Source organism: Arthrobacter sp. Leaf234 (assembly GCF_001422665.1).
Lineage (GTDB): Bacteria > Actinomycetota > Actinomycetes > Actinomycetales > Micrococcaceae > Arthrobacter_D.
On record NZ_LMLU01000006.1, the window covers coordinates 1 to 24,924 of the forward strand.

At 61.9% G+C, this 24,924-nt stretch carries 23 protein-coding genes and 1 pseudogene; 14 read left to right on the top strand and 10 right to left on the bottom strand.

Annotated elements, in window-relative coordinates:
* Positions 1–270 precede the first annotated feature (270 nt).
* Positions 271–804, bottom strand: a complete 534-nt coding sequence (locus ASF21_RS10875; RefSeq protein WP_055770882.1) for a sigma-70 family RNA polymerase sigma factor — start codon at positions 802–804, stop codon at positions 271–273.
* A gap of 64 nt (positions 805–868) precedes the next feature.
* Between ASF21_RS10875 and ASF21_RS16880 the strand changes: the two genes are divergently transcribed.
* Together ASF21_RS16880 and ASF21_RS17350 are read left to right on the top strand one after the other, a co-directional pair.
* Positions 869–1,009 carry a hypothetical protein gene (locus ASF21_RS16880; protein ID WP_157365870.1) on the top strand — a complete coding sequence of 47 codons (141 nt, stop codon included), beginning with the start codon at positions 869–871 and terminating at the stop codon, positions 1,007–1,009.
* A 387-nt stretch (positions 1,010–1,396) separates the two neighbouring features.
* Positions 1,397–1,723: pseudogene (locus tag ASF21_RS17350) on the top strand (hypothetical protein); the annotation flags it as partial.
* Positions 1,724–2,513: 790 nt separating this feature from the next.
* Here the strand turns inward: ASF21_RS17350 and ASF21_RS16885 are convergent.
* Entirely contained in the window at positions 2,514–2,738 is a 225-nt protein-coding gene (locus tag ASF21_RS16885) for a hypothetical protein (RefSeq protein WP_157365871.1), read from the bottom strand.
* Between the two features lie 104 nt (positions 2,739–2,842).
* Between ASF21_RS16885 and ASF21_RS10890 the strand changes: the two genes are divergently transcribed.
* Positions 2,843–3,421 carry a TetR/AcrR family transcriptional regulator gene (locus tag ASF21_RS10890; protein ID WP_055770888.1) on the top strand — a complete coding sequence of 193 codons (579 nt, stop codon included), beginning with the start codon at positions 2,843–2,845 and terminating at the stop codon, positions 3,419–3,421.
* A 95-nt stretch (positions 3,422–3,516) separates the two neighbouring features.
* On the opposite strand, the gene ASF21_RS10895 is transcribed toward ASF21_RS10890, so the two are convergent.
* A complete protein-coding gene (locus tag ASF21_RS10895) occupies positions 3,517–4,680 on the bottom strand; it encodes a glycoside hydrolase family 26 protein (RefSeq protein WP_235498930.1) in 1,164 nt (387 codons plus the stop codon).
* 319 nt (positions 4,681–4,999) lie between these two features.
* On the opposite strand from ASF21_RS10895, the gene ASF21_RS10900 reads away from it, so the two are divergent.
* Positions 5,000–5,362, top strand: coding sequence for an Hpt domain-containing protein (locus tag ASF21_RS10900; protein ID WP_157365872.1), 363 nt, complete (start codon positions 5,000–5,002; stop codon positions 5,360–5,362).
* Between the two features lie 59 nt (positions 5,363–5,421).
* Here ASF21_RS10900 and ASF21_RS10905 read toward each other — a convergent pair whose 3' ends face one another.
* The 4 genes from ASF21_RS10905 to ASF21_RS16890 form a co-directional block, all read right to left on the bottom strand.
* Positions 5,422–5,715 (bottom strand): antitoxin, encoded by a 294-nt coding sequence (locus ASF21_RS10905; protein WP_055770894.1) that lies wholly within the window; start codon positions 5,713–5,715, stop codon positions 5,422–5,424.
* A 182-nt stretch (positions 5,716–5,897) separates the two neighbouring features.
* Complete coding sequence (locus tag ASF21_RS10910) at positions 5,898–7,220, bottom strand: tail fiber protein (protein ID WP_082471484.1); 1,323 nt, start codon at positions 7,218–7,220, stop codon at positions 5,898–5,900.
* Between the two features lie 599 nt (positions 7,221–7,819).
* Positions 7,820–8,260, bottom strand: coding sequence for an SRPBCC family protein (locus tag ASF21_RS10915; RefSeq protein WP_055770900.1), 441 nt, complete (start codon positions 8,258–8,260; stop codon positions 7,820–7,822).
* 551 nt (positions 8,261–8,811) lie between these two features.
* The gene (locus ASF21_RS16890) at positions 8,812–11,232 is read right to left on the bottom strand and encodes a hypothetical protein (RefSeq protein WP_157365873.1); all 2,421 of its coding nucleotides are present in this window, start codon (positions 11,230–11,232) and stop codon (positions 8,812–8,814) included.
* An 849-nt stretch (positions 11,233–12,081) separates the two neighbouring features.
* Between ASF21_RS16890 and ASF21_RS10920 the strand changes: the two genes are divergently transcribed.
* The gene (locus tag ASF21_RS10920) at positions 12,082–12,450 is read left to right on the top strand and encodes an STAS/SEC14 domain-containing protein (RefSeq protein WP_055770903.1); all 369 of its coding nucleotides are present in this window, start codon (positions 12,082–12,084) and stop codon (positions 12,448–12,450) included.
* A 151-nt stretch (positions 12,451–12,601) separates the two neighbouring features.
* On the opposite strand, the gene ASF21_RS10925 is transcribed toward ASF21_RS10920, so the two are convergent.
* Positions 12,602–13,609 carry a LysR family transcriptional regulator gene (locus tag ASF21_RS10925; RefSeq protein WP_055770905.1) on the bottom strand — a complete coding sequence of 336 codons (1,008 nt, stop codon included), beginning with the start codon at positions 13,607–13,609 and terminating at the stop codon, positions 12,602–12,604.
* Between the two features lie 174 nt (positions 13,610–13,783).
* On the opposite strand from ASF21_RS10925, the gene ASF21_RS10930 reads away from it, so the two are divergent.
* The 4 genes from ASF21_RS10930 (at position 13,784) to ASF21_RS10945 (ending at position 17,445) form a co-directional block, all read left to right on the top strand.
* A complete protein-coding gene (locus ASF21_RS10930) occupies positions 13,784–14,932 on the top strand; it encodes a glutathione-independent formaldehyde dehydrogenase (RefSeq protein ID WP_055770907.1) in 1,149 nt (382 codons plus the stop codon).
* Positions 14,933–14,981: 49 nt separating this feature from the next.
* Positions 14,982–15,458 (top strand): hypothetical protein, encoded by a 477-nt coding sequence (locus ASF21_RS10935; RefSeq protein WP_055770909.1) that lies wholly within the window; start codon positions 14,982–14,984, stop codon positions 15,456–15,458.
* A complete protein-coding gene (locus ASF21_RS10940) occupies positions 15,455–16,630 on the top strand; it encodes a zinc-dependent alcohol dehydrogenase (RefSeq protein ID WP_055770911.1) in 1,176 nt (391 codons plus the stop codon). The genes ASF21_RS10935 and ASF21_RS10940 overlap by 4 nt, the downstream gene beginning before the upstream one ends.
* Positions 16,631–16,809: 179 nt before the next feature.
* Positions 16,810–17,445: a DUF1345 domain-containing protein gene (locus ASF21_RS10945; protein ID WP_055770914.1), complete on the top strand. Its 636-nt coding sequence runs from the start codon at positions 16,810–16,812 to the stop codon at positions 17,443–17,445.
* 574 nt (positions 17,446–18,019) lie between these two features.
* Here the strand turns inward: ASF21_RS10945 and ASF21_RS10950 are convergent.
* Both ASF21_RS10950 and otsB read right to left on the bottom strand, forming a co-directional pair.
* A complete protein-coding gene (locus ASF21_RS10950) occupies positions 18,020–19,048 on the bottom strand; it encodes a nitronate monooxygenase (RefSeq protein WP_235498932.1) in 1,029 nt (342 codons plus the stop codon).
* Between the two features lie 185 nt (positions 19,049–19,233).
* On the bottom strand, positions 19,234–20,007 hold the full coding sequence (gene otsB / locus ASF21_RS10955; RefSeq protein WP_055770919.1) for a trehalose-phosphatase: 774 nt from the start codon (positions 20,005–20,007) through the stop codon (positions 19,234–19,236).
* A gap of 302 nt (positions 20,008–20,309) precedes the next feature.
* On the opposite strand from otsB, the gene ASF21_RS10960 reads away from it, so the two are divergent.
* The 5 genes from ASF21_RS10960 (at position 20,310) to ASF21_RS10980 (ending at position 24,692) form a co-directional block, all read left to right on the top strand.
* Positions 20,310–20,912 (top strand): helix-turn-helix domain-containing protein, encoded by a 603-nt coding sequence (locus ASF21_RS10960; protein ID WP_055771543.1) that lies wholly within the window; start codon positions 20,310–20,312, stop codon positions 20,910–20,912.
* Complete coding sequence (locus tag ASF21_RS10965; RefSeq protein WP_055770922.1) at positions 20,909–21,649, top strand: B3/4 domain-containing protein; 741 nt, start codon at positions 20,909–20,911, stop codon at positions 21,647–21,649. The genes ASF21_RS10960 and ASF21_RS10965 overlap by 4 nt, the downstream gene beginning before the upstream one ends.
* A gap of 180 nt (positions 21,650–21,829) precedes the next feature.
* On the top strand, positions 21,830–22,675 hold the full coding sequence (locus ASF21_RS10970) for an EamA family transporter (RefSeq protein ID WP_055771546.1): 846 nt from the start codon (positions 21,830–21,832) through the stop codon (positions 22,673–22,675).
* A gap of 30 nt (positions 22,676–22,705) precedes the next feature.
* A complete protein-coding gene (locus tag ASF21_RS10975) occupies positions 22,706–23,599 on the top strand; it encodes a dihydrodipicolinate synthase family protein (protein ID WP_200914829.1) in 894 nt (297 codons plus the stop codon).
* Positions 23,580–24,692 carry an MFS transporter gene (locus tag ASF21_RS10980; RefSeq protein WP_414826628.1) on the top strand — a complete coding sequence of 371 codons (1,113 nt, stop codon included), beginning with the start codon at positions 23,580–23,582 and terminating at the stop codon, positions 24,690–24,692. Before ASF21_RS10975 ends, ASF21_RS10980 begins: the two co-directional genes overlap by 20 nt.
* Positions 24,693–24,924: the final 232 nt, after the last annotated feature.

A 24,924-nucleotide genomic window follows, 5' to 3' on the forward strand; every position in this document is an offset into this window, starting at 1 on the left:
ATGCGACCGTTCCGTTCGAGGGCTCCGGGCAGCGCACCCATGCAACGTTGCTCGGCAGCGACCTCCATCTCATCAAGGGTGGCCCGCACGGGTGCAACGTCAGCCACCCCGACGAGTGGAACCAGGCCCTGATCACCTTCCTCGCCAAATAGGTCACCGATCAGTAGTTCAGGTAGAGGGCGCGGCGGTGCTGCCCGGTTATGAAGACTGGGTGGTACCGCCTTCCTTGGTCTTGGGTTCCTGCTGGGTCAGGGGGTGGCCCCCCTTCGATTAGAAGGCTCTGTTGGCGTCGGAGCCGAGGGCTTTGTAGAGCTTCTTCAGCCCGTCCCTGATGCGGGTTTTTGCGGTCGGCTCAGGGATGCCAAGCCGGAGGGCGACTTCCGCGTAGGTCAGGTGTTTGAAGTAGGCCAAGGAGATCGCCTCGCGCTGAAGAGGTGACAGCACGGACATGCTCTGTCGAAGCCTCGCAGCGTCATCTCTATCGACGACGGTTTGTGTGACCTCGTCGAATGTCGTCGGCCAGTTCTGCCTGGTCCACCGCTCATCGCGCAGAGCTCGTGTGGTGTCCGACCTGATCCGATCGACAGCTCTGCGGTGGGTCAAGGTCATCAACCACGACATGGGATGCCCCAGATCGGGACGATAACGATCGCCTTGATCCCAGATGAGCATGAAAACTTCCTGGGTGACCTCAGCACTACGGTCAGGGTCATACAAGAACTTCCGGGCCATCCCGAACACACGGGGCGCGCACGCCCTATACAGGTCCTCGAACGCCAGTGGGTCCTTCCGGCCTGTCGCCACCAGAAGGTCGGTTAAGGCCTCCGTGGGGAGCGACCGGGAGTGGGCCGGGACGCTACTTCCGCCGATGCCGGCAGAGCTGCCGGAGCTGCCGGAGCTGCCGGAGCTGCCGGAGCTGTCGGAAGTAGCGGAGCTGCCGGAAGTAGCGGTGCTGCTGCTGTTGCCGGTGCTGCGGATGCTGTGGGTATCGGCAGGGCTGGCAGCGTGAAGAGAAACGTGGGGCACAAGGAGACTTCCTGATGAGACCAGAGCAGACACGCTTCTTGATACCGATCGAGGGAAGCTCGACCACTGTCACAGAATCCTGTTGCACCCTAGATGGAGCAGACTGCAAGCAGTCCGAGTGAGACCTTCTACGCTGACGATAACCTTTCACCTTCGTCGGATGCGCTTTTCGCTCGTGTGCGTCGTCGGTCGTTATCACTCCGGAACCAAGGTCTTCCAAGGGTCTGAGGCCACCCACACGAAATGACCGCACGGAGAAGGGATTCAGTAGAGGATTTCGGATCGCCCCAATCCGGATCCGGGTGTGGTTCGAAGCACAGTAAGCACACTGAGGAAGGTGTGCTCATTCGCACAGCAAAGGACTTATCTGATGAAGAACAGCATGCGACTGCTCGCAGTCCCCACCCTCGCCCTGGGCGCTCTGGCCCTGTCCGGCGGGTCCGCCATGGCAGCCGACGCCTCCTATTCCTCGACCCTGGGTCAGCTCAACGGCACCACGGGCACCGGCACGATCACCGTCGACGTCACCGGTGATAAGGCCATGGTCAACTTGCAGGTATCCGGCCTCGCCGAAACCTTCATGGACGGACCGTACCCCCACGTCCAGCACATCCACGGCGGTGCGGCGGGTGTCTGCCCGACCCCGGCCAACGACACCAACGGTGACGGCATCTCCGCGGTGCCCCTGGCCGACCTCNGCAGGTATCCGGCCTCGCCGAAACCTTCATGGACGGACCGTACCCCCACGTCCAGCACATCCACGGCGGTGCGGCGGGTGTCTGCCCGACCCCGGCCAACGACACCAACGGTGACGGCATCATCAGCGTCACCGAAGGCGCCGGTGGCTACGGTGCCATCCAGACCACGTTGACCACCAGTGGCGCCACCACGCCGGCTGAGGGCCTGAACCTTGAGCTCGGCGGCCAGGGCGGCACCTACAGTGTCCAGCGCGAGATCACGCTCGACGCAGCCACCAAGGCATCGCTGGAGTCCGGGACCGCTGTCGTCGTCGTCCACGGCCTGGACCCCGCTACCGCTGGCGTCTCGACCGAGGTCTTTTCCTCCCCGAGCGACCTGAACCCCGATCTGCCCCTCGGCGCTACCTCGCCGGCACTGTGTGGCACGCTGACCGCCACCCAGATGGGCGCTATGCCCCAGGGCGGAGCCGACACCGGTGTCGCCCAGGAGACCGGCACGAATACCGCCGCTCTTGCCCTCGGTAGCGGCCTCGTCCTGGCCGCAGCAGCCGGTGGCGCCTACATGGTCCGCCGGAGCGCAACTAAGGCGTAGTTGCCCGCAGGTAGCCCGATAGCGTCCCCTACCGATGACCGGACACCATGTTCAATGATTGTCCGGTCATCAGCGGGTGACTACGGAAGCGCCGCGCACCCCCTTGGGGGAGGGTGCGTGGCGCTTTTTCCGTATGGATGGCAACAATTTTTCGACGAGGTAATGCCAGACCTAGAGGCCCCGGTCCTATCCGTTCATCAGGTATGACCGCCGGCGATGTCGGACAGCGGAACCGACACCGGCGTCCCCGAGCATGGGCTGACGCCCGCACCGGCATACTCGCCCTCCGCGAGCCCCACTTTGGCTGCGGCAGCCGACGACATCTCCATAATCCGGTCCAGCAAAACTAAAAGCCCAATCATCCGGTCCGATTCCGGTTGAGAACGGGTCTGATGTCGGTGACGTGAGATCACCGTCTTCACCTGACGGATGTTGACCGCTGGACGCCGCCCGCGTTCAGCAGACAGACTGGTCTTGCTGGATTGGCGCGGGACGCCAAGTAAAGGGGACAGGGAGATGTAGCGACATGTCTGTACAAGCTCCGGGTTCAAGCGTGCGGCAGCGGATTCTTGACACGTCGTATGACCTGTTCGTCGACCGAGGGGTGCGGCAGGTGGGGATCAACGAGATCATCAGGACTGCGGGGGTGGCGAAAGCTTCCTTTTACAGTCACTTCCCGTCGAAGGACGATCTAATCCTCGCGTTCCTGGAACAACGAAAGGATCTCTTCACGATCGGGTACCTGGCCGCTGAAGCGCAAGAGCGAGCGGACACCCCGGAGGGCCGGCTGTTGGCCATTTTCGATATCTTCGATGAATGGTTCCGTGCGCGGGACTTCAGGGGCTGCCCCTACATTCGCGCCCTGCTGGAGACCGGCCCGAAAGACCCGGTCGGTCGGGCCAACGCAGGATATTTGCGCGAGATCCGCGACGAGGCCGAGCAGTCGGCCGTCACAATAGGTCTTGTTGATCCTCGGGAGTTCGCCGAGAGCTGGATGATCCTTCTGCAGGGCACCATCGTCGCCGCCCTGGGTACGGGTTACTCGTCCCCTGACCGTGTTAGGAATCTTGGCACGATGCTCATCTCGAGTCACAGAAACACCTAAACCAGGACCCTCCCCAGTGAATCCATCACCCGTTCGTACTCGCCGCGCCTGAGTGCGACTGTCCAATGCCGGCGCCTGCGGCCATATGGGACCTGTCAGGTGAGGGGTTCTCCGCAGGTTTGTGGTTCGGGTGCGTAGTGGTACCAGTCTGGTAGTGCGGTAGTGAACTCGTCGTGGGTGGTGTTGTTTTCCAGGACCGTCCAGTCCACGGGAGCGCCGACTTCGGGTTCCATCTTGTTCCACTCGAACCAGTTGACCATTTTCAGGTGAGGGAACCGTTCGTGCACTGTGGGGTCGAAGACTTGCTCCCACCAGGCCCGTTTGATATTCAGGCTTCGTAGTTCCCCGATGTCGGCCTGTACCAGGGATGCTGTCTCGGGGATGGCGACGGGTTTGCCGTGGTCCACCCCGTACTGGGTGTAGAAGTCCGGCAGCATCGAGTCGTTGCCGTTCTTTCCGTTGTAGGTCCCGGTGAGCTGGTCGATGAACTTGCCTTCCTCGGGCATCTCACTTTCGGACCAGGGGTAGGTGTTGCCCCAGTGGTAGAGGGACATGCCCACCCAGTCCACGGCGTCGTCGCCGGGATAGTAGGGGGCGTACGGGTCATCGAAAGCGGTCAGGGTTCCGTCGCCGGTGGTGTCCAATTCGGGAAACCCGGGCGCTCCGGGGAGGGATTCGAACTCACCTCCGGCGAATGGGTACCCGCCGGCGTAGTTCGGCGCCCACATCATCGCCGATCCTGGAGCCTGAGCGTGGACGGCGTCGGCGACGCGTCGGTAGGCGGCGATGTACTTGGCTGGTTGCTGACCCCATGGGTACCAGGACCCGTTCATTTCGTGCGCGAACCGAATGATCACCGGCACGCCGTTGGTGTTGAACCGTGCGAGCAGTGCTGCGAGTTCATCGGCACGCTCGGAGGTAACCGCGGCGAGGCCGTCCATCGGTTCCAGGGTCAGCAGCAGCATTCCCCCGTTCTGGCGCAGCTGTTCGGCCGCTGAGGCCAACAGGCCCGGGTCTTCCTCGTTGAACGGGAAGTCCGCGAACGTCACCGCGACTGCGGGGCGTTCGCCGAGCTTCTCGGAGTACTCGGCGAGGGTCTCCCTGCCCCATTCCAGATTCACGCCCATCAGGGTCCCGGTATGTGGTGCGAGATTCCTGCCGTCGATCGGATCGCAGGGCACGGCTTTGGGGTTGATGTTGCAGGCACACAGGGACAGCAGGAGTGCCGCCATGACCAGGCGAACGAGACGTGAGACCACACCTTCAATGTACGGGGAGGGGACCCGCCGGGAACGGGAACAGACCGAAGCTCACCGAGTCCTGCGAATACCCTGCCGAACCGAACCCACCAAAGGAGTGAACTCATCGAGGGCGGCCCAGAACAGGTAGCCGCTACTCGTGTGCTGACCGGCCTGTCCGGATGACACTGGGAACGGTTGCCACGGTGGCGGCGGGTGTCGGAACTGGGGCGGCGATGGACAGGCAGCAGGGTGGCTCGACCTCGACGTTCGTAGCCTCGCACGAGGATCTTGGTGCGTCGCTCGTGCGGTGCCTGTGATTCGGGCTTTTGACCCTGCAGTGTTCGAGGAGCTGATTGATCAGCTGGACTCGCGGGCGACTGCCACTGATTTCCTCGACTCCTTTGCTGCCATGCTCACTGACCGTATCCGCGTCATCGAGGACGCGCTCAGAGCCCACCACCATGAAGATGCTGTGCGGGCCCTGCATAGTCTGCGGGCCAGCGCCGTCATGGTCGGAGCGCGCCAGCTGGAGGCATCCACCACTCGCGCACTCGAACTCAGCAACCCCGAGTCGACTGCCGTCGGGCCACTTGTGCGGAAGCTGCAAGGCCAAGCTGACCTGTTCCGAACAGCCAGTATCCCGTTCCGCACGCCCGCGGATCTCTCCCTACACGAGTTCGAAGCACGGCAGCGCGCCTGACCGAAAGCTAGACGTCCTTGCCTGGGCCCGCAATCACTGTAGGGGCATGATGCGTGCCCTCACGAATCGGCTTTGGCGCCCCGTTCACACCGTTCTCCTGATGGGTACCTGGTCGGTCCGAAGCCTGTACCGTCACCGTCTCGGCCGTTCTTCCTGTTGAGCTTCGTAACGGCATCGGCGGTTTTCGTTTGGGCACCGGTGATGTGGCGTGAGTACTTCCCGTGGGTGCGTTTGTTGATGAAGTCGCCTGCTTTCGCGACCCCGTTGTTGACCTTGTCGGGGTTGCTGCTGATGAAGTGCAGTGCCTTGGATGCGAGGGATCCTGCTTTGCCCTGCCTGCCGAACAAGCCCATATCGAACTCCTGCTGTAGAGGGTGAGGGACGCGTGTTCCCTGGGTCCTTCACCGGTCGACCAGGCGGTCGCCGAGAGTTCTAGGAAATTCCCTATACCCGCGTAGAACTCCCTACATCAGCGCCGCTCGATGGCGCGGCGGTCAGATCACCCGGCAAAGCCCTTGTGTAGGAGTTTCCGGGGCTATCCTCGTCTGGGAAAAAAGCCTTGGAAGGCCGACATTTTCACACTGAGCCCGGGAACAGGGCTTTCCACCCTAGGAAGGGCGAAAGTCGACTTGCCGTCGCCGCCAAAACCGGTCCCGAGTAGCGAGAACAACGCACTGTACTGCGAAATCGGCATTAGCTCGCCCCGAATGCCCGCAGAACCCTGGCCGTACCATCCCTGCGGAGCCTGGGTATCTGCCGTCGCCCAGTAGCTCACATCACCCATGGTCGTAGGGGATTGATCAGGCGTGTAGACCGACCACTGGAAGTAGCCTGACTGGCATACCTGCTGGCTCATCCCGGGAGGGGCCGGGATGGAAGGCGTAGCGAAAGTCTTGACTCCGTCTCCTCCGAAGGTAGTTCCTGCGTAGGCGAACAGGCGGGAGGTCTTCGGCAACTCCTGCCCATTGGCCAACGCGTACCCGTACACAGGCTGCTCCTGCGCAAAGAGCTGCACCTTCCCGACGGAACATGTCGTATCAATCTCATCGTCCGGACCATCGAACGCAGGGTCGGCGCCTCGAGTGCAGATTCGCGCCTCGATACCGGGAGCGAGATCAGGCACAGACGGCACGGCGAACGTGTCCCCATCTCCCCCGAATCGATTGCCCAGCACCTCGAACAGTTCGGGGTACGCCTGGACATTGAGGGTACGACCGTCGGCAGGAACGTAGGGCAATGCCTCCGATTCGAATGGGAAGTAGTCGACCTCGCCCCTGAACAGGCAGCTCGTCTGGATTGAGGCATCGTCTATGAAGAGAGAGGCTTCGCCGAAGGTTGAGGGGATGTCGCCCACAGCCTCGTGTCCGATCACTCGCACGTCCAGGGTGAGCTGATTCGTTGCGTCCTCGAAGGCCGGTGACATCAGTTCAATGACGAGTCCGGGCTGCGACTCTCTGCCTGTGACACTTAGGACAGCGTTAGGTGCGTCCCCTTCGAATCCGAGAGCCGCCCACTCGTCGATCAGGGTCGCTGTGTCGATGGTGCCGCCGTCGCGCACCGGCCTGTCAGAGAACCAGGTTGTCCGGTCAGAAGCGTCGGACAGCGTGAGTGTGAAGGCGCCCTCGCCCTCTGCCTCCTCAAGCGTTCCTGATGCAGCTTGCAGCGCAAACAGCAGGTCCTCGCCCTCAGGCAGGTCGTTTGAGGCGACTCCTTCGGCAGCGGCACCGGTACTCGATACCTCGTTGGGCGCCGCCGACACGGCCGGGCTCTCAGCTGGGGATGATGTTTCACTGCTCGTGCAGGCGGCGAGGGGGGCAATCAGCGCAAGAGCAGCGGCGAGCCCGACTATTCGATTCATGGAGGCTGAGACCTTTGATGAGTGATTACCTCGGCCACCTTTCAGGCACGAGTTGCCTCAGTGTAAGCGAGTCCCCTTGCGGTCCTCAGCTTGCGACCGAGGTGCGCGAACTGTGACGCCCTCATCGCCGCGGGCCTGAGTGCTGATGGTGAATGCTGTGGCCCCGCCGGACACATACGGCCCGAGGCCGGTGTATTTCGGCGCGCTACCCCAGCGAACGAACCGATACGATTGGAAGCCCAACGACCACATCTGAAGCAGCGACCAGCACGCCGGTCGATCCGCTGCCCAAGGAGATCGTGCGTAAGTGCTGTGCCGGCAAGAGCTGTGGCAACACCAACTTCTACCTCGATGAATCCGCCATCCTTGACGCGTGTCGAACGAGTAAAAGTTCCATCAACAGCGCATCTTCCGGTTCAAGACCGAAACCTAAGGACCTTTGAGGCCGAATGCCGCAACATAAGTTCACGAGACAGGACGAGCCCCCCGGAATCTCGGGCGATTCATAGATCGACGCGAATTTGCTTCAACCGTCCTACAAAGCTTTAGCTCGTTTGAGCAGCTTGGTGCACGGAGCGTTGCACCGGCATAGCGGTGACCTAGGTTCGCTCAACCAGGTTCTTGATCTCGATGATGGCGTCCGACCACATGCCGCGCATGTCAGCTGCCCACTCCTCGGGTACCTCGAGGTTCACGAAGAGGGTCGTGACGCCGTCCGTCTCGCTGAAGGAGTAGCTCTCATGCGATCCGACGGCCGGCCCTTCGAGTACGTCAACGTCGTTGTCGATCATGCCAAGATAGCGAATCGACACGAACTCGTGAGGCCGGCTCTGAACGATCTCACCGAGCAAACCACTCCTCTTTCCGTCGTCGCTCGGGCCGAGAAAGCGGATCGTGTCGCCTTCGTTCCAACCGCCCTCATAGGTCGAACCCTCGTGGAATGCGCCCGTCCACTCCTGATAGGTATCTAGGTCGAGCATGGTTTCCCAAACGCGCTGCGCGGAGGCGTGCACATCGACGCTGAACTGAAGATTCTCCATGCACGATGATAGATCGTTGGTGCCGGGACGGCGCAAGATCGGGACAGCTCCGCAAATCACGAGGGCTAGCGGTGATGAGAGCTTTAGCCATCTGAAGACAGACGATTTACTGCCGTCGTGCCCCTGGTGACCATGTCCATCCCAGCCTAGAGTCGGACAGATGACCGAGCATTGATGGAGAGAATCACTCATCCATGGTGTTGCGTTGGGGTACACCCATATGCACAGCGCAGAATTGCTTAGATCACGTTGTATAAGGGCCCATGTGGGGGATTTTGCAACAGCGTTGCGCGAGGTCTGGACCTCGCGCAACGCTGGCGGGCAGGGGTCACAAAAGTTTTGAGTAATCGCGGAAAGGTGCTGCCTAGTCTGCAAGCACATCACGTGCGGCAGGCCGATGGACATAGTCGCCGCCGTCAAGCTCCATCACCAAGCAATCGAAACAGCAGTGCTCTTAGGAGGATCCCTTACTGAGACTTTTTCAGCCTACTCAGCTAGTGGTTCGCGACGAGACTCTGATATGTAGATAAGACACTCCTACTTAGCTTCAGCTAGTCGGCCTTCGCTGCGACGAAGGTGCCCGTTTCCATCGGAGCAGCGAGATTCTCGGATTGGCCCGATACGATGCGGTTACCTGGTTCTGGGCGGCGTTCATAGCCGCTCCAGTAGGCCGCATATTCCGATTCGAATCCCTCAACGAACCTCAGCATCTCATTAGGTGGGGCAAAAAGAGCGCCGTGAATGAGGTACTGCGAGCCAGTCAAGCCCGGTAACCCCAGCCAACTGTATGACGAAGGAGTTGAGAACTGTATTTGCTTCCCACTTGATTCCATTGTGATGTTCCAGCGCCCCCATGAATTAGCCTGACTTTTCGCCATAAAGTATGTTGTTCGAACGCCGCCTAACTGTTCAAGTCGGTCTAATGCTCGTCGAGACCGTTCCAAAGCCTCTCTTAGCTCATCTAAGGATGGCGTTTCCTGTTTTGCGTGAAGGAGCCCATTCCGTGCAGTCATAATTCCGGAATCGTTGAGGTCGGCCGATACCTGCGCGAGTACCTGGACAAACTTAACCTGAGACTCTGCCGTCAGGTCGAGGAATGGGACGATATGGTTGAAGGGAAATTTTTGGAGTTGCGTTTTATCGTGGAATTTGGGATACGACCCCTTAGTTCTTCTATACTTATCCTCGTTGACTCTGAGTTGCTCCAAGTGCTTTGAGAGACGGGAGAAGCCTTGAACAATTTGACTCAGATTCGAGTCTAATTTAAGGTCATTGTCCGAGTTCCTGCGGGCTCCTTCATGGAATTGATTGAGAGTTTGAATGGTGAACTGCGTCGCAGCATTCGGATAAAAGACGTAGGACTGTTCCGTTGTGTGATGGTCGTTCAGTAGTGACCAAGTGAGGAAAGTTAACGAGTCCATAATGAACTTTCCTAGATTCACCAAATAGTTTGACGACAGACCCCGTAGTCGCTCTTCATTCAAGCCAAGACTTGATTCAGCCGTTCGGACGAAGCTTTCAAGCTTCTCGTGATTTCGCCAATAGTCATCGCGAACATCAAGTCGTCGACCGAGGGGAAAACCTAACTTCCAAAGAAGCGCGTCCACTACCTGTATGTCTGGCTGATTGAGCGGAACTTTGAGTTCATTACCAGCATGTTCCGCGTTCTTCTTACTTGCGAGAACCAATTTTTCTATAACGAGGCGCGGCTCGGAGACTCTGAGGAACTCCTCAAGTCGAGCTTCGGTCGTGTCACCGGGTACGTCGCGCAAGAGCCAGGCCAGTTCTTCAATCTCGGGAGCCGAGTCGCTATTGAATAAGCTTCGGCTCAGAGCAGAAAGTCGAAGCAGTGGAAGCTGACGTCCACCACCAGTGAAACGAACGCCATGTTGACTTAGCTGCGGACCAAGGCGCCAAGCTCCAGATCGGCGTTGAGCATTCACCTTTGGACGTCGAATTTCGCCTTCAGGAATCTTAATAAAGTTATCCCTAACGCAAGAATCTACGATTTTAGCTAAGTCTTCATCCGATTCGGACCACAGTAGTTGTAGCATCTGTGCTCGATCCAAATTTTTAACATTCGAGTCACTTAGACCGCTAAGTCCGACACTTTTTGCGGCCGTAATGGTACGACCTGCAGTGAGCTTCGGGGAGTTCTGAAGGATGATTCTGAGTTCCGCGTCACTAAATCCATCGCCCAGTAGCTCAGGCATTGTTGAAGCATTGTTCACTTCATATCCATTGAGAGCATCGGCTGTGATGTCGGACATGAAGCCGTTCCACTCCGAAGATTCATCGGAAATTTGGTCCAGGATCTTATTCAGCGCCCGTCTATTACGGTTCACTCCTGCGTCGTAACTTGTAGAAAGTTGGACACGATGAACGCTAGGGCACGAATGATCCGAACAATGCTGCAATGGAACAGTGGTTGTGGCGTATCGAAGCCTAAGGTGGTCGCACTTGAGCAGACCAAAAGGCCCTATAAGGTATTTGCCCGCTTGAAATACACCCTGGGGCATATCCTTAAGCAGTTTGAGTGTGTCATCGTGACGTAAGTAGTCACGTTCTTCTGTAAAAAGTTCAGCTGCGCGGTCGTACAGGCTTCTACCGTAAATTAGAGGATAGGATAGGGCTTTCGACTTAATTTCATTAGAAATTGCGAGCTCGAGCTTTTCGAAGTCAAGGCTCATTACGTCAATGAGGGGGTCGATATGAACAAGGCCGAGCAATGTAAGAACGTTCGCTTCCTTGGGATTAACTTGTTCTTTCGTGACTAGTTGATCTCGAATCCTACGACCGGAAGTAGATAGGGTGATGGCCCCATTAAGTTCATCTGAGACTTTGTAGTTTGATTCTATGATGCAGTCGCGAAGTAGGGATACGAGATCAGATAGGTCAAGGTAGCGATCCCTCCAGGTTTGATCTGCATATCGCTCTGCTAGTTCCGCACGCTTGAGTGGTTTTACTGGCACTTCAAACCCCTTGTTCCCACTTAATCTGCTGTCACTGTTCTGCTCTGGACAATGATGGTTAGTGGGTAGTCCTTGGTTGCAGACTACTAGACAGGGGCGAGGGCAGCAGTGCGTATCTGTTCGATCGACTTGGTGTTCCGGATCAGGTGTTCACGAATCCAGGGACGGTAGGTCCTCCTGATCAAGCTGTCACGTACGCTCAGGTTGGTTAAGTCGGTGTTTGCCCCTGACGAGCGGGTGGCTGCAAGCTCCTCCTCTGTCGGGTTCCAAGGCTGATGGTGCTAAGAGCCGTAAGAGACATTGTTTGCGATGCCTCCGAAGCCGATGGACCTGCGATTAAGCGAAGGCGAGTTCAATGCTTGTCGAACCCGGAATCCGTGCGACGATCGCGGTCGGTCGATCGCTCCCGCAATGAGAGTGCCAGATACGAACGTATTCGCTACAGTCCCGAGCTGAGTCCTTGGTGTGGCCTTAGAGCCTCACTTTGTGTTGCTGTGGATCGCAGCGCTTCATGGCGGCATTCTGTGATTGCTAAATGGCGCGTGCACGAGCGAATGTAGACCTTCTGACCGCCCGCTGGTGGATGGGTTTGCGAACGTCCCGAATCGGGGTAAGTGCGTACAGGCGCACTTGGTTTGGGTGGTCGCGCCTGTACTGCAGTCCGATCAGGAGGTCGGCTTCTTCACCGACGAACACGGGGCCCTGACACGGCCAGCCAACCACCCGTCTGACGCGTGAATGCCTTAAGCGTGTCGGTACAGTCGGCGTACCCCAGGGTTATCAGAGGGTCGTACACGAGCTTCAGAGAGGAAGTGAGTGATTGTGTGCAGCAAAAGGTTGGGTGCTCCTGTGGAACTGCTGAGGCCGTTCACGATGGAACTGCGTAACGGGATCCTGTCGGTCGGTTGGGCCGAGGGGATGAGCGTTACTGAGGCAGATGCAGTCGCCTTCATCGAGCATGCTGAGGCGATCTGCAGGAGTACTTGTCCGCCGATGCTCGTCGAGCTCAACGAGATGATGACCTTGAGCAGTAGAGCCCTGAACCACTTCGCGAAGGAACTGAACATTGGGGCGCTGGCCCTGGTGGGTCCGTCCCCTGTCGACAAGACAATCGCAGACCACTTCACCGTGGTCCATAACCCGCCCTACCCGAGCCGCTACTTCCCCCACCGGAACGAAGCCCTTACCTGGCTGACCGCATGCTCCACGCCGGTCTGATCAGAGAGGAGGTGGCTGTAAATGACTTCACCCCGAAGTATCACAGGCAATGATCGATCGCCTAGTGCACCAACTGCGAGATGCAGTGGCGCCGGGCGATCGACCGCAAGGGCAGATTCGCGCTGACCAGGCGGGGTCGTGCTGCGGGTCATCACCTAGTGGCTTGGAGTCCTGTCAGGTGAGACGGCTTCGGTCGGGGTGGTGGTCCTGCAGGTTCTGCCATAGACGGGATTCGGTGCCGCCCATCGCCCTGGTCACTGACGGGTGCTTGTCCTTCGACATCGGTGAGCAGAGCGATGACGTCGGCGAGGGCGGGGGTGGCGGGGTCGTGCCAGATCAGTTCGAGGGGAGCCAGCAAGGGGGGCGCCACGGGGCGGACGACGATCCCGGGTACCGCTAAGTGCTCGGCCACCGCCGGTGCGACCGGTGCTACCCCATGGCCTGCGGCGACCACGCGAAGGAGGGCTTCAGGTGCATTGATGAGATTCGGCGGGGTGAGTACCTGGTCGGGACGGGACGGGCCCGCGGGGAGTAGGCGGGCGAGGAGGTAGTCGCAGATGCCGGGGAACTGATCGCGGGGGACCATCACGACCGTCTCCTCGGCGAGGTCGGTGACCGGGACGCTTTCCGCGGCGGCGAGCCGGTGCTCGGCCGACAGGGCCAGGTATACCGGCACGCGAGCCAGGAGCCGCCCCGGAAGGTCCTGGTCCTGCGCGCAGCGCACCCAGACGATGGCGGCGTCGGTGTGCCCGTCCCGGACCGCGCGGACCGCGTCGCTGTCGGTGGCGGTCACAGCGGTGACCTCCAGCTCGGAGGCCGGCCCGGAGAGGCGGCCCAGGGGATCTTTCAGGATGTGTTCCACACCCGGGGCGACGCGCAGGCTGATATGCCGATGACGGCCGTCGGCGCAGCGGACTTCGGAGCGGGCACGGTCGGCGCGGGCCAACAGGACGTGGGCGTGTTCGAGCAGCACCTCCCCGGCGGGGGTGAGGACCACACGGCGAGGGCTGCGCTCGAGCAGGGTGACGTGCAGGTCCCGCTCCAGGACCTTGATCTGTTGGGACAGAGATGGGGCAGCGATGCGCAGCCTGCCGGCTGCGCGCCCGAAGTGCCGTTCCTCGGCCACCGCCACGAAGTACCGCAGGTGTCGCAACTCCATGATTCACGTTAGCCCCTGGCTAACGAGCCGGAGGAATTATGTCGTGGTGGCCATCTGGGGTGAGGCGAACAATCGTGTCGTGCGTTGACGGGTTGCCTCGATGGGTCGCCGAAGGCGAGGAGGCCGCTGGGTCGGCGTCATCTTCGTTGCAGGATCAGTTCAAGGAGGCTCACCGTGAAGGCAGTGCTTTACAAGGGACCGAACGACGTCAGCGTCGAGGACGTGCCGGACGCCAGGATCGAACATCCCGCCGACGTGCTGGTCCGCATCACGTCGGCGAACATCTGCGGCTCGGACCTGCACATGTATGAGGGCCGCACCAGTTTCGAACCCGGACGTACCTTCGGGCACGAGAACCTCGGCGAAGTGATCGAGGTTGGTCCGGCGGTGCGAAAAGTACAGGTGGGCGAGCGTGTCGTACTGCCGTTCAACATCGCCTGCGGATTCTGCAAGAACTGCGAACGGGGTTTCACCAACTACTGCCTGACGATGCAGCCCGAGCCCAAGCTCGCTGGAGCAGCGTACGGCTTCGCGGACATGGGACCGTATCAGGGCGGACAGGCCGAGTACTTGCGTGTGCCGTATGGGGATTTCAACTGCCTGCGGCTGGGCGAGGACGCGGTGGAGAAAGAGCTCGATTACGTGATGCTCGCCGACATCTTCCCCACTGGTTGGCATGCGACCGAGTTGGCCGGGGTGTACCCGGGGGACTCGGTGGTCATCTACGGTGCCGGTCCGGTGGGTCTGATGGCCGCCTACTCCGCCATCATCAAGGGCGCCGGGAAGGTCATGGTCGTGGACCGCCAGAAAGACCGCCTGCAGCTGGCGGAACAGATTGGGGCCATCCCGGTCGATGATTCCGCAGTGGACCCCGTCGAGTTCGTCAAGGACCAGACCATGGGCTTCGGGGCGGACCGGGGCTGCGAATGCGTCGGCTACCAAGCCCACGACCCCTCGGGCACCGAGCACCCCAACCAAACCCTGAACCGGCTCGTGGATTCCGTCCGGTTCGTCGGCGGCCTCGGCGTGGTCGGTGTGTTCCTCCCCCAGGACCCCGGCGGCCCCGACGAACTCGCCCAGCAGGGCCAGGTGGCCTTCGATTACGGCAACTACTGGTTCAAGGGACAGACGATGGGCTCGGGCCAGTGCCCGGTGAAGAAGTACAACCGGGCCCTACGCGACCTCATCGCCGGCGGAAAGGCCAAACCCTCCTTCCTCGTCAGCCACGAACTCACGCTCGACCAGGCCCCCGAGGGTTACCGGAACTTCGACAACCGCGAAGACGGCTGGACCAAAGTCGTCCTCCACCCGGCCGGGGGCTGAGCGCCGTGACGTCCGACGGAGTCATCACCCCTCGAAAGGTAGGTAACACATGAAGCGAGTAATGAGCATGGCCGTCCTGGCCGGGGCAGGCGGGATCATCATCCGCCGCGTCATCCAGTCCTCGCGTAGGACCTCGGGCGAGGAGTCGCAGGATCGACGGTGGGCAGTCACCATCAACCGTCCGCCCCAGGAGGTGGCGCCGCAGGGCCAGTGGCCCGAGCCCCTCGCGAAGCTGGGCGACACCGTCGAGGTCAGGACGCGGCCCGCTCCCGGGGGCAAAGGCACCGAGCTGACCGCCCGGCTGCGTCACCGCGGACCCTCCACATCGGGCAACGCGACATCCCGGGCCAAGGGCGAAACCCCGCAGCAGGCGCTGCGCTCGGCGCTGCGCCAAGCAAAGCAGCTCATCGAAGTCGGTGAGGTCCTCCAGGTCGATCCGGCACCACACGGTACACGCAGGCGCACCCCTGGCGGACTGCTGCTCGAGGCTGCGACCAAGCGAGCCGGTAAGGAAGGAGTCCTATGAAGGCGCTGTGCTGGACCGGGGTCAATGAAACCTCCGTCGAGGAGGTCCCCGATCCTAAGATCCTCAATTCCCACGATGTGATCCTGCGCGTCATCCTCACCACCACGTGTGGGTCCGACCTACATCTGCTCGGCGGGTACATCCCCTTCATGCGCAGCGGGGACGTACTGGGCCATGAGTTCCTCGGTGAGGTCGTCGAGGTCGGTACCGGCGTCCAGAAGCACAAGGTCGGCGACCGGGTCGTGGTGTGCTCGTTCATCAGTTGCGGCAAGTGCTGGTACTGCCAGAACAAGCTGTTCTCGCTGTGTGACAACGGCAACCCCAACCCTGCGATCACGGAAGCGTTATGGGGCTTCGCGCCAGGGGGGTGCTTCGGCTACTCGCACGCCCTTGGCGGGTACGCCGGCAGCCACGCCGACTACATCCGGGTGCCCTACGCCGATCAGGGGGCATTCTCGGTCCCCGACGGCGTGCCCGATCTGACCGCGCTGTTCGCCTCCGACGCTGCCCCGACGGGATGGACCGGTGTCGATCAGGCCGAGGTCCAGGCCGGGGACGTCGTCGCCGTGTGGGGTGCCGGCGGGGTCGGGCAGATGGCCGCCGCCGCCGCGCAGCTTAGAGGTGCCGAACGTGTGATCGTGATCGACCGGATCGCCAACCGGCTACAACAAGTCGAACAGCACATCGGTGCCGAGACACTGAACTATGAGCAGGTCGACGTGGCAGCCGCACTCCGCGAGGCTACCGGCGGCCGAGGACCCGATGTGTGCATCGAGGCTGTCGGGATGGAGGCCCACAGTTCCGGCCCGGCCTATCTTTACGACCAGGTCAAGCAGCAGCTGCGGTTGCAGACCGACCGGCCGACCGCCGTTCGCGAGGCCATCCACGCCTGCCGCAAAGGCGGAACAGTATTCACCCTCGGTGTCTTCGCCGCAGTCGTGGACAAATTTCCCTTAGGCGCCGTGATGAACAAGGCGCTCACGCTGCGCGGCGCACAGCAGCACGGCCACCGCTACATCCCGCAGATCCTCGAACACATGGCTCGGGGCGAACTGACCACCGAACACCTGGCCACCCACGTCATGCCACTCGGTCAGGGACCGCGCGGATACGAGATGTTCAAGAACAAGGAAGACGGCTGCGTCCGAGCTGTCTTCCAACCCGCAGGATAGCCCGACAACCAGCAGCTCCAAGGGCGGTCAGGACATGTCGCTGCCCCTGACACCGGAACACCCGGTCGAGCCCCGGATCGCACACGCACCGACGCGCTGTCCGGGACTCGAGCATCCCGTGACGTGCGCGCCCGGATCCGCCAGCCCATGCTGAACCACTCCGCCCGTTCGAGGACCCCATGCCACCGCGTATTCTGTCAGCCCGCCGCACCCTGACCTGCCTCGGGGCAGGAAGCGCCGCCGGGATCATCGCAGCAATAACCGTCGCACCGGATCTCGGTCCGTTGGTCGGCTGGTGCGTAGCCGGCACCATCGCGCTGACCTGGGTCTGGCGTATCTGCTGGCACCAGGACCCGGCAGGCACGAGAGAACTGGCACAAGAAGAATCAGGGACCCGCATCACCGACAACGCCATCATCGCTGCATGTCTGGCAAGTATCGCGGCCGTCGCAGTCGCCCTGATCCAATCAAAAAACGCAGATCTGACCTCGGTGGCCCTGGTCATCCTCGGCGTCCTGGGCACGATGATCGCGTGGGCGCTCGTCAACACCGTCTATGCGCTGAAATACGCCCGCCTGCACTTCATCGATCAAGCCGAAAGCGGATTCGACGTCAAACAAGACCGGCAACCCACCTACAGCGACTTCGCCTACTACGCCTTCACCATCGGAATGTCCTACGCAGCACCGGAGATCGAACCGGTCACCAGCAAGACCCGACGCAAAGCCCTCCCACACGCCCTCCTGTCCTACTTCTTCGGCACAGTCCTCATCGCCGTCGCCATCAACCTCGTCACCAACCTCAGCCAACAATAAAAGAGCCCATCATCATCTCCAGGGATACCCCACAACCACAAGAGAACGCAGGGAGCCCCAGTACGTCTCAGAAACCTGAGGTTTCCGAGACACCCCAACTAGTCGAGCACTGCGCCATCGCTGCGATTCACGGTCTGCGACGAGGTGTGACAGCACCTGTAGCGAATACGTTCGATTCAGCTACAACGTCTCGCTAGCCCTAGATCCAGCCGGGCGGGGTTGAGTGCTGGTAGTCAGCCGGTGAGGTATTGAGGCTGGCCGTGGTCAAAAGAGCAGTCTCGGAGTCACGTGTCGGTGTCGAAATGTCATCGGGCGCGAAGACGGTGGCAGTGAGCTTGTCGTGAATGGCTTTGTAGAGGGCTTGATTGTCATCGTCGGAGTGGCCGCGCTGTGTAGAGATGTGGATCATAGCGACGCGGAGGGAGTGGTCGAGGCCGAGACCGGCTTCCTGGGCTACGACCTACTGCTCCGGCGCTCTGTGATGTTCTCGAACCGGTTTCGTTCGGGAGTCCGGTAGGTGCCAATCAAGGCCTGGAGGGTGTTCTTTAGCGCCCCGGCGTCAGGGGCTGGGGCGCTAGGGGCTGAGTGCGGCGATGATGTCGGCGGCCGGTCCGGTGCGGGCGTTGGGGTAGCCGGTGCCGGCCCAGAGGTGCAGTGCCTGCAGGTCGTTGTCGGCTGCTGCCGCTGCGCGCAGTGGTGCGGTGATGTAGTGGATCTGCGGGTAGGCGTGACCACTGCGGGCGTGGTCATCCATGAATCTGTTCCGCAAGCCGCGGGCTGGCCTGCCGGTGAAGGCCCGGGTGACTTTGGTCTCGGTGAACACCGGATCCTGCAGGGCTGAGCGGTGGGCCAAGTTAGTGTCTGCTTCGTCGGACAGGAGCAGGGCGGTCCCGACCTGGACTGCGGCAGCCCCTGCACCGAGGGTCGCGCGGACCTGCTCGCGAGTACTGATACCGCCTCCCGCGATCAGGGGAAGGTTGGCAGTGTTCTTGATGGCAGTGATCAGGTCGGGGAGCGGTTCGGTTCCGGGTTCCGCAGCCGGGTCGAACGTGGCCCGGTGCCCGCCAGCGTCAGGGCCTTGCACAATGAGGATCCGCGCGCCGCGCTCGGCTGCGGTGTGTGCTTCTTCCGTGGAGGTGACAGTGACGGCCGTGTGGATGCCGAGCGCGTTCAGCTCCTGTAAGACGTCGGCGTCAGGGCAGCCGAATGTGAAGGACACGACGTCGGGTTTCAAATCCCGGATGACCTCGAGCTTGTCCTGCCAGGCGTCGTCGTCCCATCTAGGCGTACCGACCTCGATGCCGTATCGGTCGGCGTAGTACTTCAGTTCCTGCCGGTACGTTTCGAGCTCCTCTTCGTCGATGTCATTCTCCGAGACGACGAAGAGGTTCACTCCGATCGGACCCTGAGTGAGTGTTCTGGTGGTGGTGATCTGATTCGCGAGTTGCTGGGGTCTCTTGTACCCGCCAGCAAGGAATCCCATGCCTCCGGCGTTGGTCACGGCAGCGACGAGTTCCGGGGTGGAGGGCCCGCCTGCCATCGGCGCCCCGACAACCGGGCGCTTCAGCTTCAACGGCAGGGACACAGGATCGATCAGGCTCACGCAAATCTCCTTTTCTGACAGGACCAGCACTTACCTCCGAACTGGTACGCGGCCGACGGTTCCAGTTGAGGGCAGGATGAATTTCACCGTAAGGACTGGGCCGGGCGAGCGACATCGCCCCTTACACACAACGTGTTCTGCGAGCCCGTCCTTCACCTGACACCTGTGGCTACTGCATCCTAGGGTTAGATCGCATCGTTGAGTCGGCGCAGCCAGTATTGAAAGTTTTCGGGGCCGTTGAAGTGGGCGCCGGATATTTCGCTTACTTCCGGAGCGATGTCCGGACCATCAATGACCAGCGTGTATCCCCCTGCTTCGGTAGCCGCTTCGAAGGCTGGCAGGTCTCCTCTATCGTCACCTGCATAGGCGACAGTCTGGAGGTTGCTGGTGTTGATGATCCGCCGGAGAGCAGTGCCCTTGTCCTGCTCCAGAGGCATGCGGAGTTCCTCCACGAACTTGCCCGGTTCATGGCGCAACCCGTGGACGTCGATCACTTCTCGAATGAGTGGGGCGATGAGTTTCATGGCACTTCCACGGTTTGGTGCGCGCCGCCAATGGACGGCGACCGCGAGGGACTTGTCTTCGACGTGGATACCGTCCATGCCGTCCAATGCGCGGTGCAACACGTCAGTGGCTTCCTTGACGGCCGTCGTCCACTCTCGGACTTCGTGGACGACCTCGATGCCATGGTCGGTGAGGTGTTCAAGACCGTAGGAGCCATACAGCTCGACCCCCGGGATGGCAGCGCGCGCCGCGAGGAAGCTGACCGGCCTTCCCGAGAGGAGCGCAACGACCGAGAGCTTTGTCGCCAGGCTTGCGAGGATTTCTTCGGTGCCGGGAAGCAACTCGCTAGCATCCGGATCATCGGTGATTCGAGAGAGAACACCGTCGAAGTCCATCACCAACCCCGCGTTCTCATTCGATACCAGAGCTTGCAATACCGCGGTCGCTGAGTCCATACACCAACCCTAGACCGAAGATATCGGGGATCATCCTGCCCATCGCGGGATGCCAGTTCGGACGGCGATGACCCTGTGAAACCAGGTGCTGCCTCCCGACGTGCTATGAAGACAACCGTGATCACCGCTGCCACCACAGGTCGATACGGAAGCGGCCGACAGCGCACAGTAAGTTGCAGCCGACCGCTCGGTCGCTCTTCATCCATGGACCATAAGGCCTCCTCCTCCCCGTTCTGATTAGGTAAGGATGGCAAAGAATTGACGCGTACAACAATGCACGAATGGTGCACTATACTGCACTTATGGATGCTAGTACGACTGCCCTCGCGGCAGCAATCGGTGGGCGAGTGCGGCAGGAGCGGCAGTCCCGGGGGTGGACTCTGGATCGGCTGGCGGAGATGGCCGGCGTGAGCCGACGGATGGTGGTCAACGTCGAGCAAGGCACCGCGAATCCCAGTGTGGGGACCTTGCTGAGAATTAGCGATTCCCTCGGTGTCGGGTTGCCGGCGTTGGTCGAGTCGCCCGAACCGAAGCCGGTGAAGGTCGTCCGGAATGGTGAGGGTGCAATCCTATGGAGCGGGGAGCTCGGTGGCCGCGGAGTATTGGTGGGCGGCACTGAATCGCCGGACGTGGTGGAGCTCTGGGACTGGACACTGGGTCCTGGGGACCATCACGGGAGCGAAGCTCACTCACCGGGCACGAAGGAACTGATGCAGGTGCAGCAGGGCACGGTGACGGTGGTGACCGCTGGGCAGTCGTTTCTCCTCGGGACCGGGGACGCAATCACGTTCCCGGGCGACGTCGCCCACTCCTACACCAATCCGGGCGCCGAACAGGCACGATTCTGCCTGGCGGTCTTCGAACCCGGCGTCGGGTCCGGGCACCGGCCGGAGGTAGCCCGATGATGGAGTTGAGCGCCCTTCAGAAGTTCCTCGACGGCAGTGTCGTCGGCGCTGACGTGTTCTCGTTGCGGTCCGACTACAGAGCTGTCCTGCTGGCCGTCGACGGGCTCGTCCCCGGCCCGAGCGACCAGGCCGGTGAGGCGCTGCTCCAGGCGGCGGAAGCTTCGGCCCGCAAAGTGCTCGGCGGCCGGTCTGTGGAGGAGTTGCCGCACGTGGCTGCGTGGCGGGAGGCGTATCGGTCGTTTGGCGCCAAGCCGCAGCGCACGCGCAATAGCCTGGAGTCGCTGCTGCGCCGCGCCGAGTCCGGTCTGCCCCGGGTCAACCGTCTCACCGACCTCTACAACGCGGTCTCGGTGCTCCATCAGGTTCCGCTGGGAGGGGAGGATCTGACCGGCTACGCCGGCTCGCCCCGCCTGGTTCGTGCCACAGGTGCGGAACCCTTCGATACCGTCGCCGGTGGTTCCCCCGTCATCGAACATCCCGATTCCGGCGAGGTCATTTGGGGCGATGACGCCGGAGTGACGTGCAGGCGCTGGAACTGGCGCCAGGGACGCCGCACTCAACTCACGGACGATACGACCACCGCTCTGTTTATCCTCGACGCGCTCGAACCTCTGGGCGATGAGGCACTTCATGCCGCCGCGGATGACCTCGCCTCTCACCTGCTGCGCTTCGGCCCCGACGTGCAGATTGCTAGCCGGCTGATCGCCGCTGACACGACCCTGTCCGTAGGAGACTGATATGTCCATCCACCCGCGCGGGTTCGCGGCGCGACAAGATCACGTACCTCTTGGCGATGACCGCCTGATCCTGGGCGGCCGTTCAATCCCGGGAGGCCTGCGATGACCACCCCCGCCTCCTCCGGTGTATCGCGTGGCACGGCAGTTCCCTTACCGGCGTGGGGGTTGGCCTTGGCAGCGATGCTGTCGATCCAGCTCGGTTCGGCGTTGTCGATGGACATGATCGCCGCCGTGGGGCCGGCAGGTACCGGCTGGCTACGACTGAGTCTGGGAGCCCTCATCCTCCTGGCACTGGTTCGCCCACCCCTGCGCACCATCCGCCGCCAGGACGTGCCGACCCTACTGGCTTTGGGCATCGCGACGGGCGTGATGTCCATTGCGTTCCTTGCCGCGATCGAGCACATCCCGCTCGGGACGGCCGTGGCGATCGAGTTCCTGGGACCGTTGACCGTTGCCGCCGTCCGCAGCCACAATGCACGGGCACTCATCTGGCCGGTCGTGGCACTGGGCGGGGTCGTGCTGCTCACCGAGCCCTGGGAGAGCGATTTCAACGCTGTCGGCGTCGGCTTCGCGGGCCTCGCGGGCCTCGCCTGGGCCGCATACATCGTGCTCACCCAGCGGATTGGTGGCCGCTTCACCGGCATCGGGATACTCTCACTCACCGTTCCCATCGCGGCTCTCACCGCCGCGGTCATCGGCATTTCCCAGGCCGCCGGGCACATCACCCCGGGAGTCCTCGCCGCCGCGGCCGGGCTGGCTATCCTGCTGCCTGTCCTGCCGTTCGCGCTGGAGATGTTGGCCCTGCGTCGGATGACACCGACCGCGTTCGGAACCCTGATGGCCCTGGAACCCGCGCTCGGTGTCCTACTTGGGCTGCTGATCCTGCACCAGCAACCCTCGGCCTTCCAGTTCGTCGGCATCCTGCTCGTCGTCCTCGCCGGTGCCGCGGCGCAACGCGATGGCAAGCGCGACCACCAACCCTTCGAGCAGGCGAGCAGCCACGCGGATCTTGACAGCATCCGCTAGAAAAATTCGTTGAAAGGAACGAAGAGGATGATGTTCACCGGTCTGAGTGCTTTTCCCCTGACCCCCCTAGCGCATGACGCGGTCGATAAGACAGCGTTCGTCCGCCTGATCCAACGGCTCACCATGGCGAAGGTCGATTCGATCACCGCGCTCGGCTCCACCGGCTCCTACGCCTACCTCAGCACGACGGAGCGGAGCCGGGGCGCCCAGCTCGCCGTGGAGCACGCCGGCCGTACGCCGGTCTTCATCGGCGTCGGGGCGCTACGCACCTCGCACGTCCTCGAAAACGTTGAGAATGCCGAGGCGGCGGGAGCTTCCGGGCTCCTGCTCGCCCCGATGACGTATCAGCCCCTCACCGACGATGACGTGTTCGAGCTCTTCAGGACCGTCACCGAGCGCTCATCGCTACCGGTCATCGTCTACGACAATCCCGCTACCACGCACTTCACCTTCACCACCGAACTCTACGGACGCATCGCTGACCTGCCCGGCATCGCGTCCATCAAGATCCCCGGCGTACCCGCCGACCCGGACCAGGCACAAGCGAGAATCCGGGAGATTCGGGCTGCCGTGCCAGCGCACGTAACGATCGGAGTCTCCGGTGACGTTAGGGCCGCTGCCGGCCTGACCGCCGGATGCGATGCCTGGTACTCCGTCATCGGGGGCACCCTGCCCGACCCTGCCCTACGGATCACCCGAGCCGCCCGCGACGGAAGGGTCTCCGACGCGATCACCGAGTCTGAACGCCTCACACCCCTCTGGCAATTCTTCACCGAATTCGGCGGAAGCCTGCGGGTTGTAGCGGCAATAGCAGAACAGCTTGGCCTGGCGACAGAATCATGCCTGCCGCTTCCCATCCAAGGACTGACGAAAGGCCAGCGGGCTCAAGTGAGCAGGATCATCGATGAGCTCGAGCTCAGATGATAGCGATCGCCCTGTAGCTCCTCCGGGGGTTGATCACGGGTCATCATCCGGCGTTTCCGCGAACGCGCAGGTCGGGAAGGGGCGCTCGGCTGGGGCGCTGGCGCGATACGTCTTCGCCGCAACACTCGTTCGCAGCGCTGATGGTGGGGCGGTCGTAGCCATTGTGCTGCTCGCACATGCCCAGGGGATGTCGGGCTCGGTAGCCGGGCTTCTCGGAGCATCGATCACTGCGCCCCACCTGCTCGGTCCGTTCATCGCGCGGCGCCTCGACACGGCCCGGGATGGGCGCATCGTCATTGCGCTCTCTGCTGTTGCCCACGGTGTGCTGCTTGGCGCCGCCGCTGTGCTGCTGCCGGTCGCCGGAGCCGCGTGGCCGGCCGTGCTGCTCTTTGCTTCCGGCCTTTTCGGTCCGATGCTCACCGGTGGGATCAGTAGTCGCCTGCCTTCTATCGCCGGCCCCGAGCAGCCCAGTCAGCGCCGGGCACAAAGCTGGGACGTCACTAGCTACGGAATCAGCGGCACCCTCGGGCCCGCAGCGGTCGCATGGATCGCAGCGGCATCGAACCCGCTCACCGCGACCTTGGTCCTGGCCGGTGCCGCCATCCTCGGCGCCGGAGCGGTCCTCGCATTACCTCGACAGGAACCACCCGACAAACCGGAGGACGTACCCTCGCCGGCGCGGACGCTACGCCTCATCTGGGACGCTGGTCCGCTTCGCCGCACGCTCGGCCTCACCGTGAGCGTCGCCTTCTCGGTCGCCGTGCTACCGATCTACGCCGTTGTACTAGCTCCCGTGTTTGGCGGGGCAGCAACCGCTGGAACACTGGTCGCCGCGTACGGGGTAGGTAATCTCCTCGGATCGGCAGTGCTCATGATCCGCCCGCTGCGCCGCGACGCCGACCCACTCATGAGCTCCCTCGCCGCACTCGTCGCGGCGACACTGATGCTGGTGGCATTCGGCCCGACGCTGCCGACAGCGCTCACCGCCTTCTGCCTGCCGGGGTCGCCAACGCACTCTTCTTCGCAGCGACTCTCGCCGCACGCAGTGAGTACGCACCCATCGAGATCCGCGGACAGGTCTTCATTTGGGTAGGTGCACTGAAGATCGCCGCCGGATCCGCAGGGACAGCCATCGCAGGACCCACTGTCACGCCTGCCGCATGGCTCCCACTAGTTGTGGCGACAACACTCACAGCCACTGCGGTGATTGCCACCACCATCCAACGCCACCGTTCACGACGGACACGGGAACCAACAGCTCTGACCTGATCCCACCAACACTCGTACGCCCAGCCACGAGCGGGGGTGAATCGCTGGCCTACTTT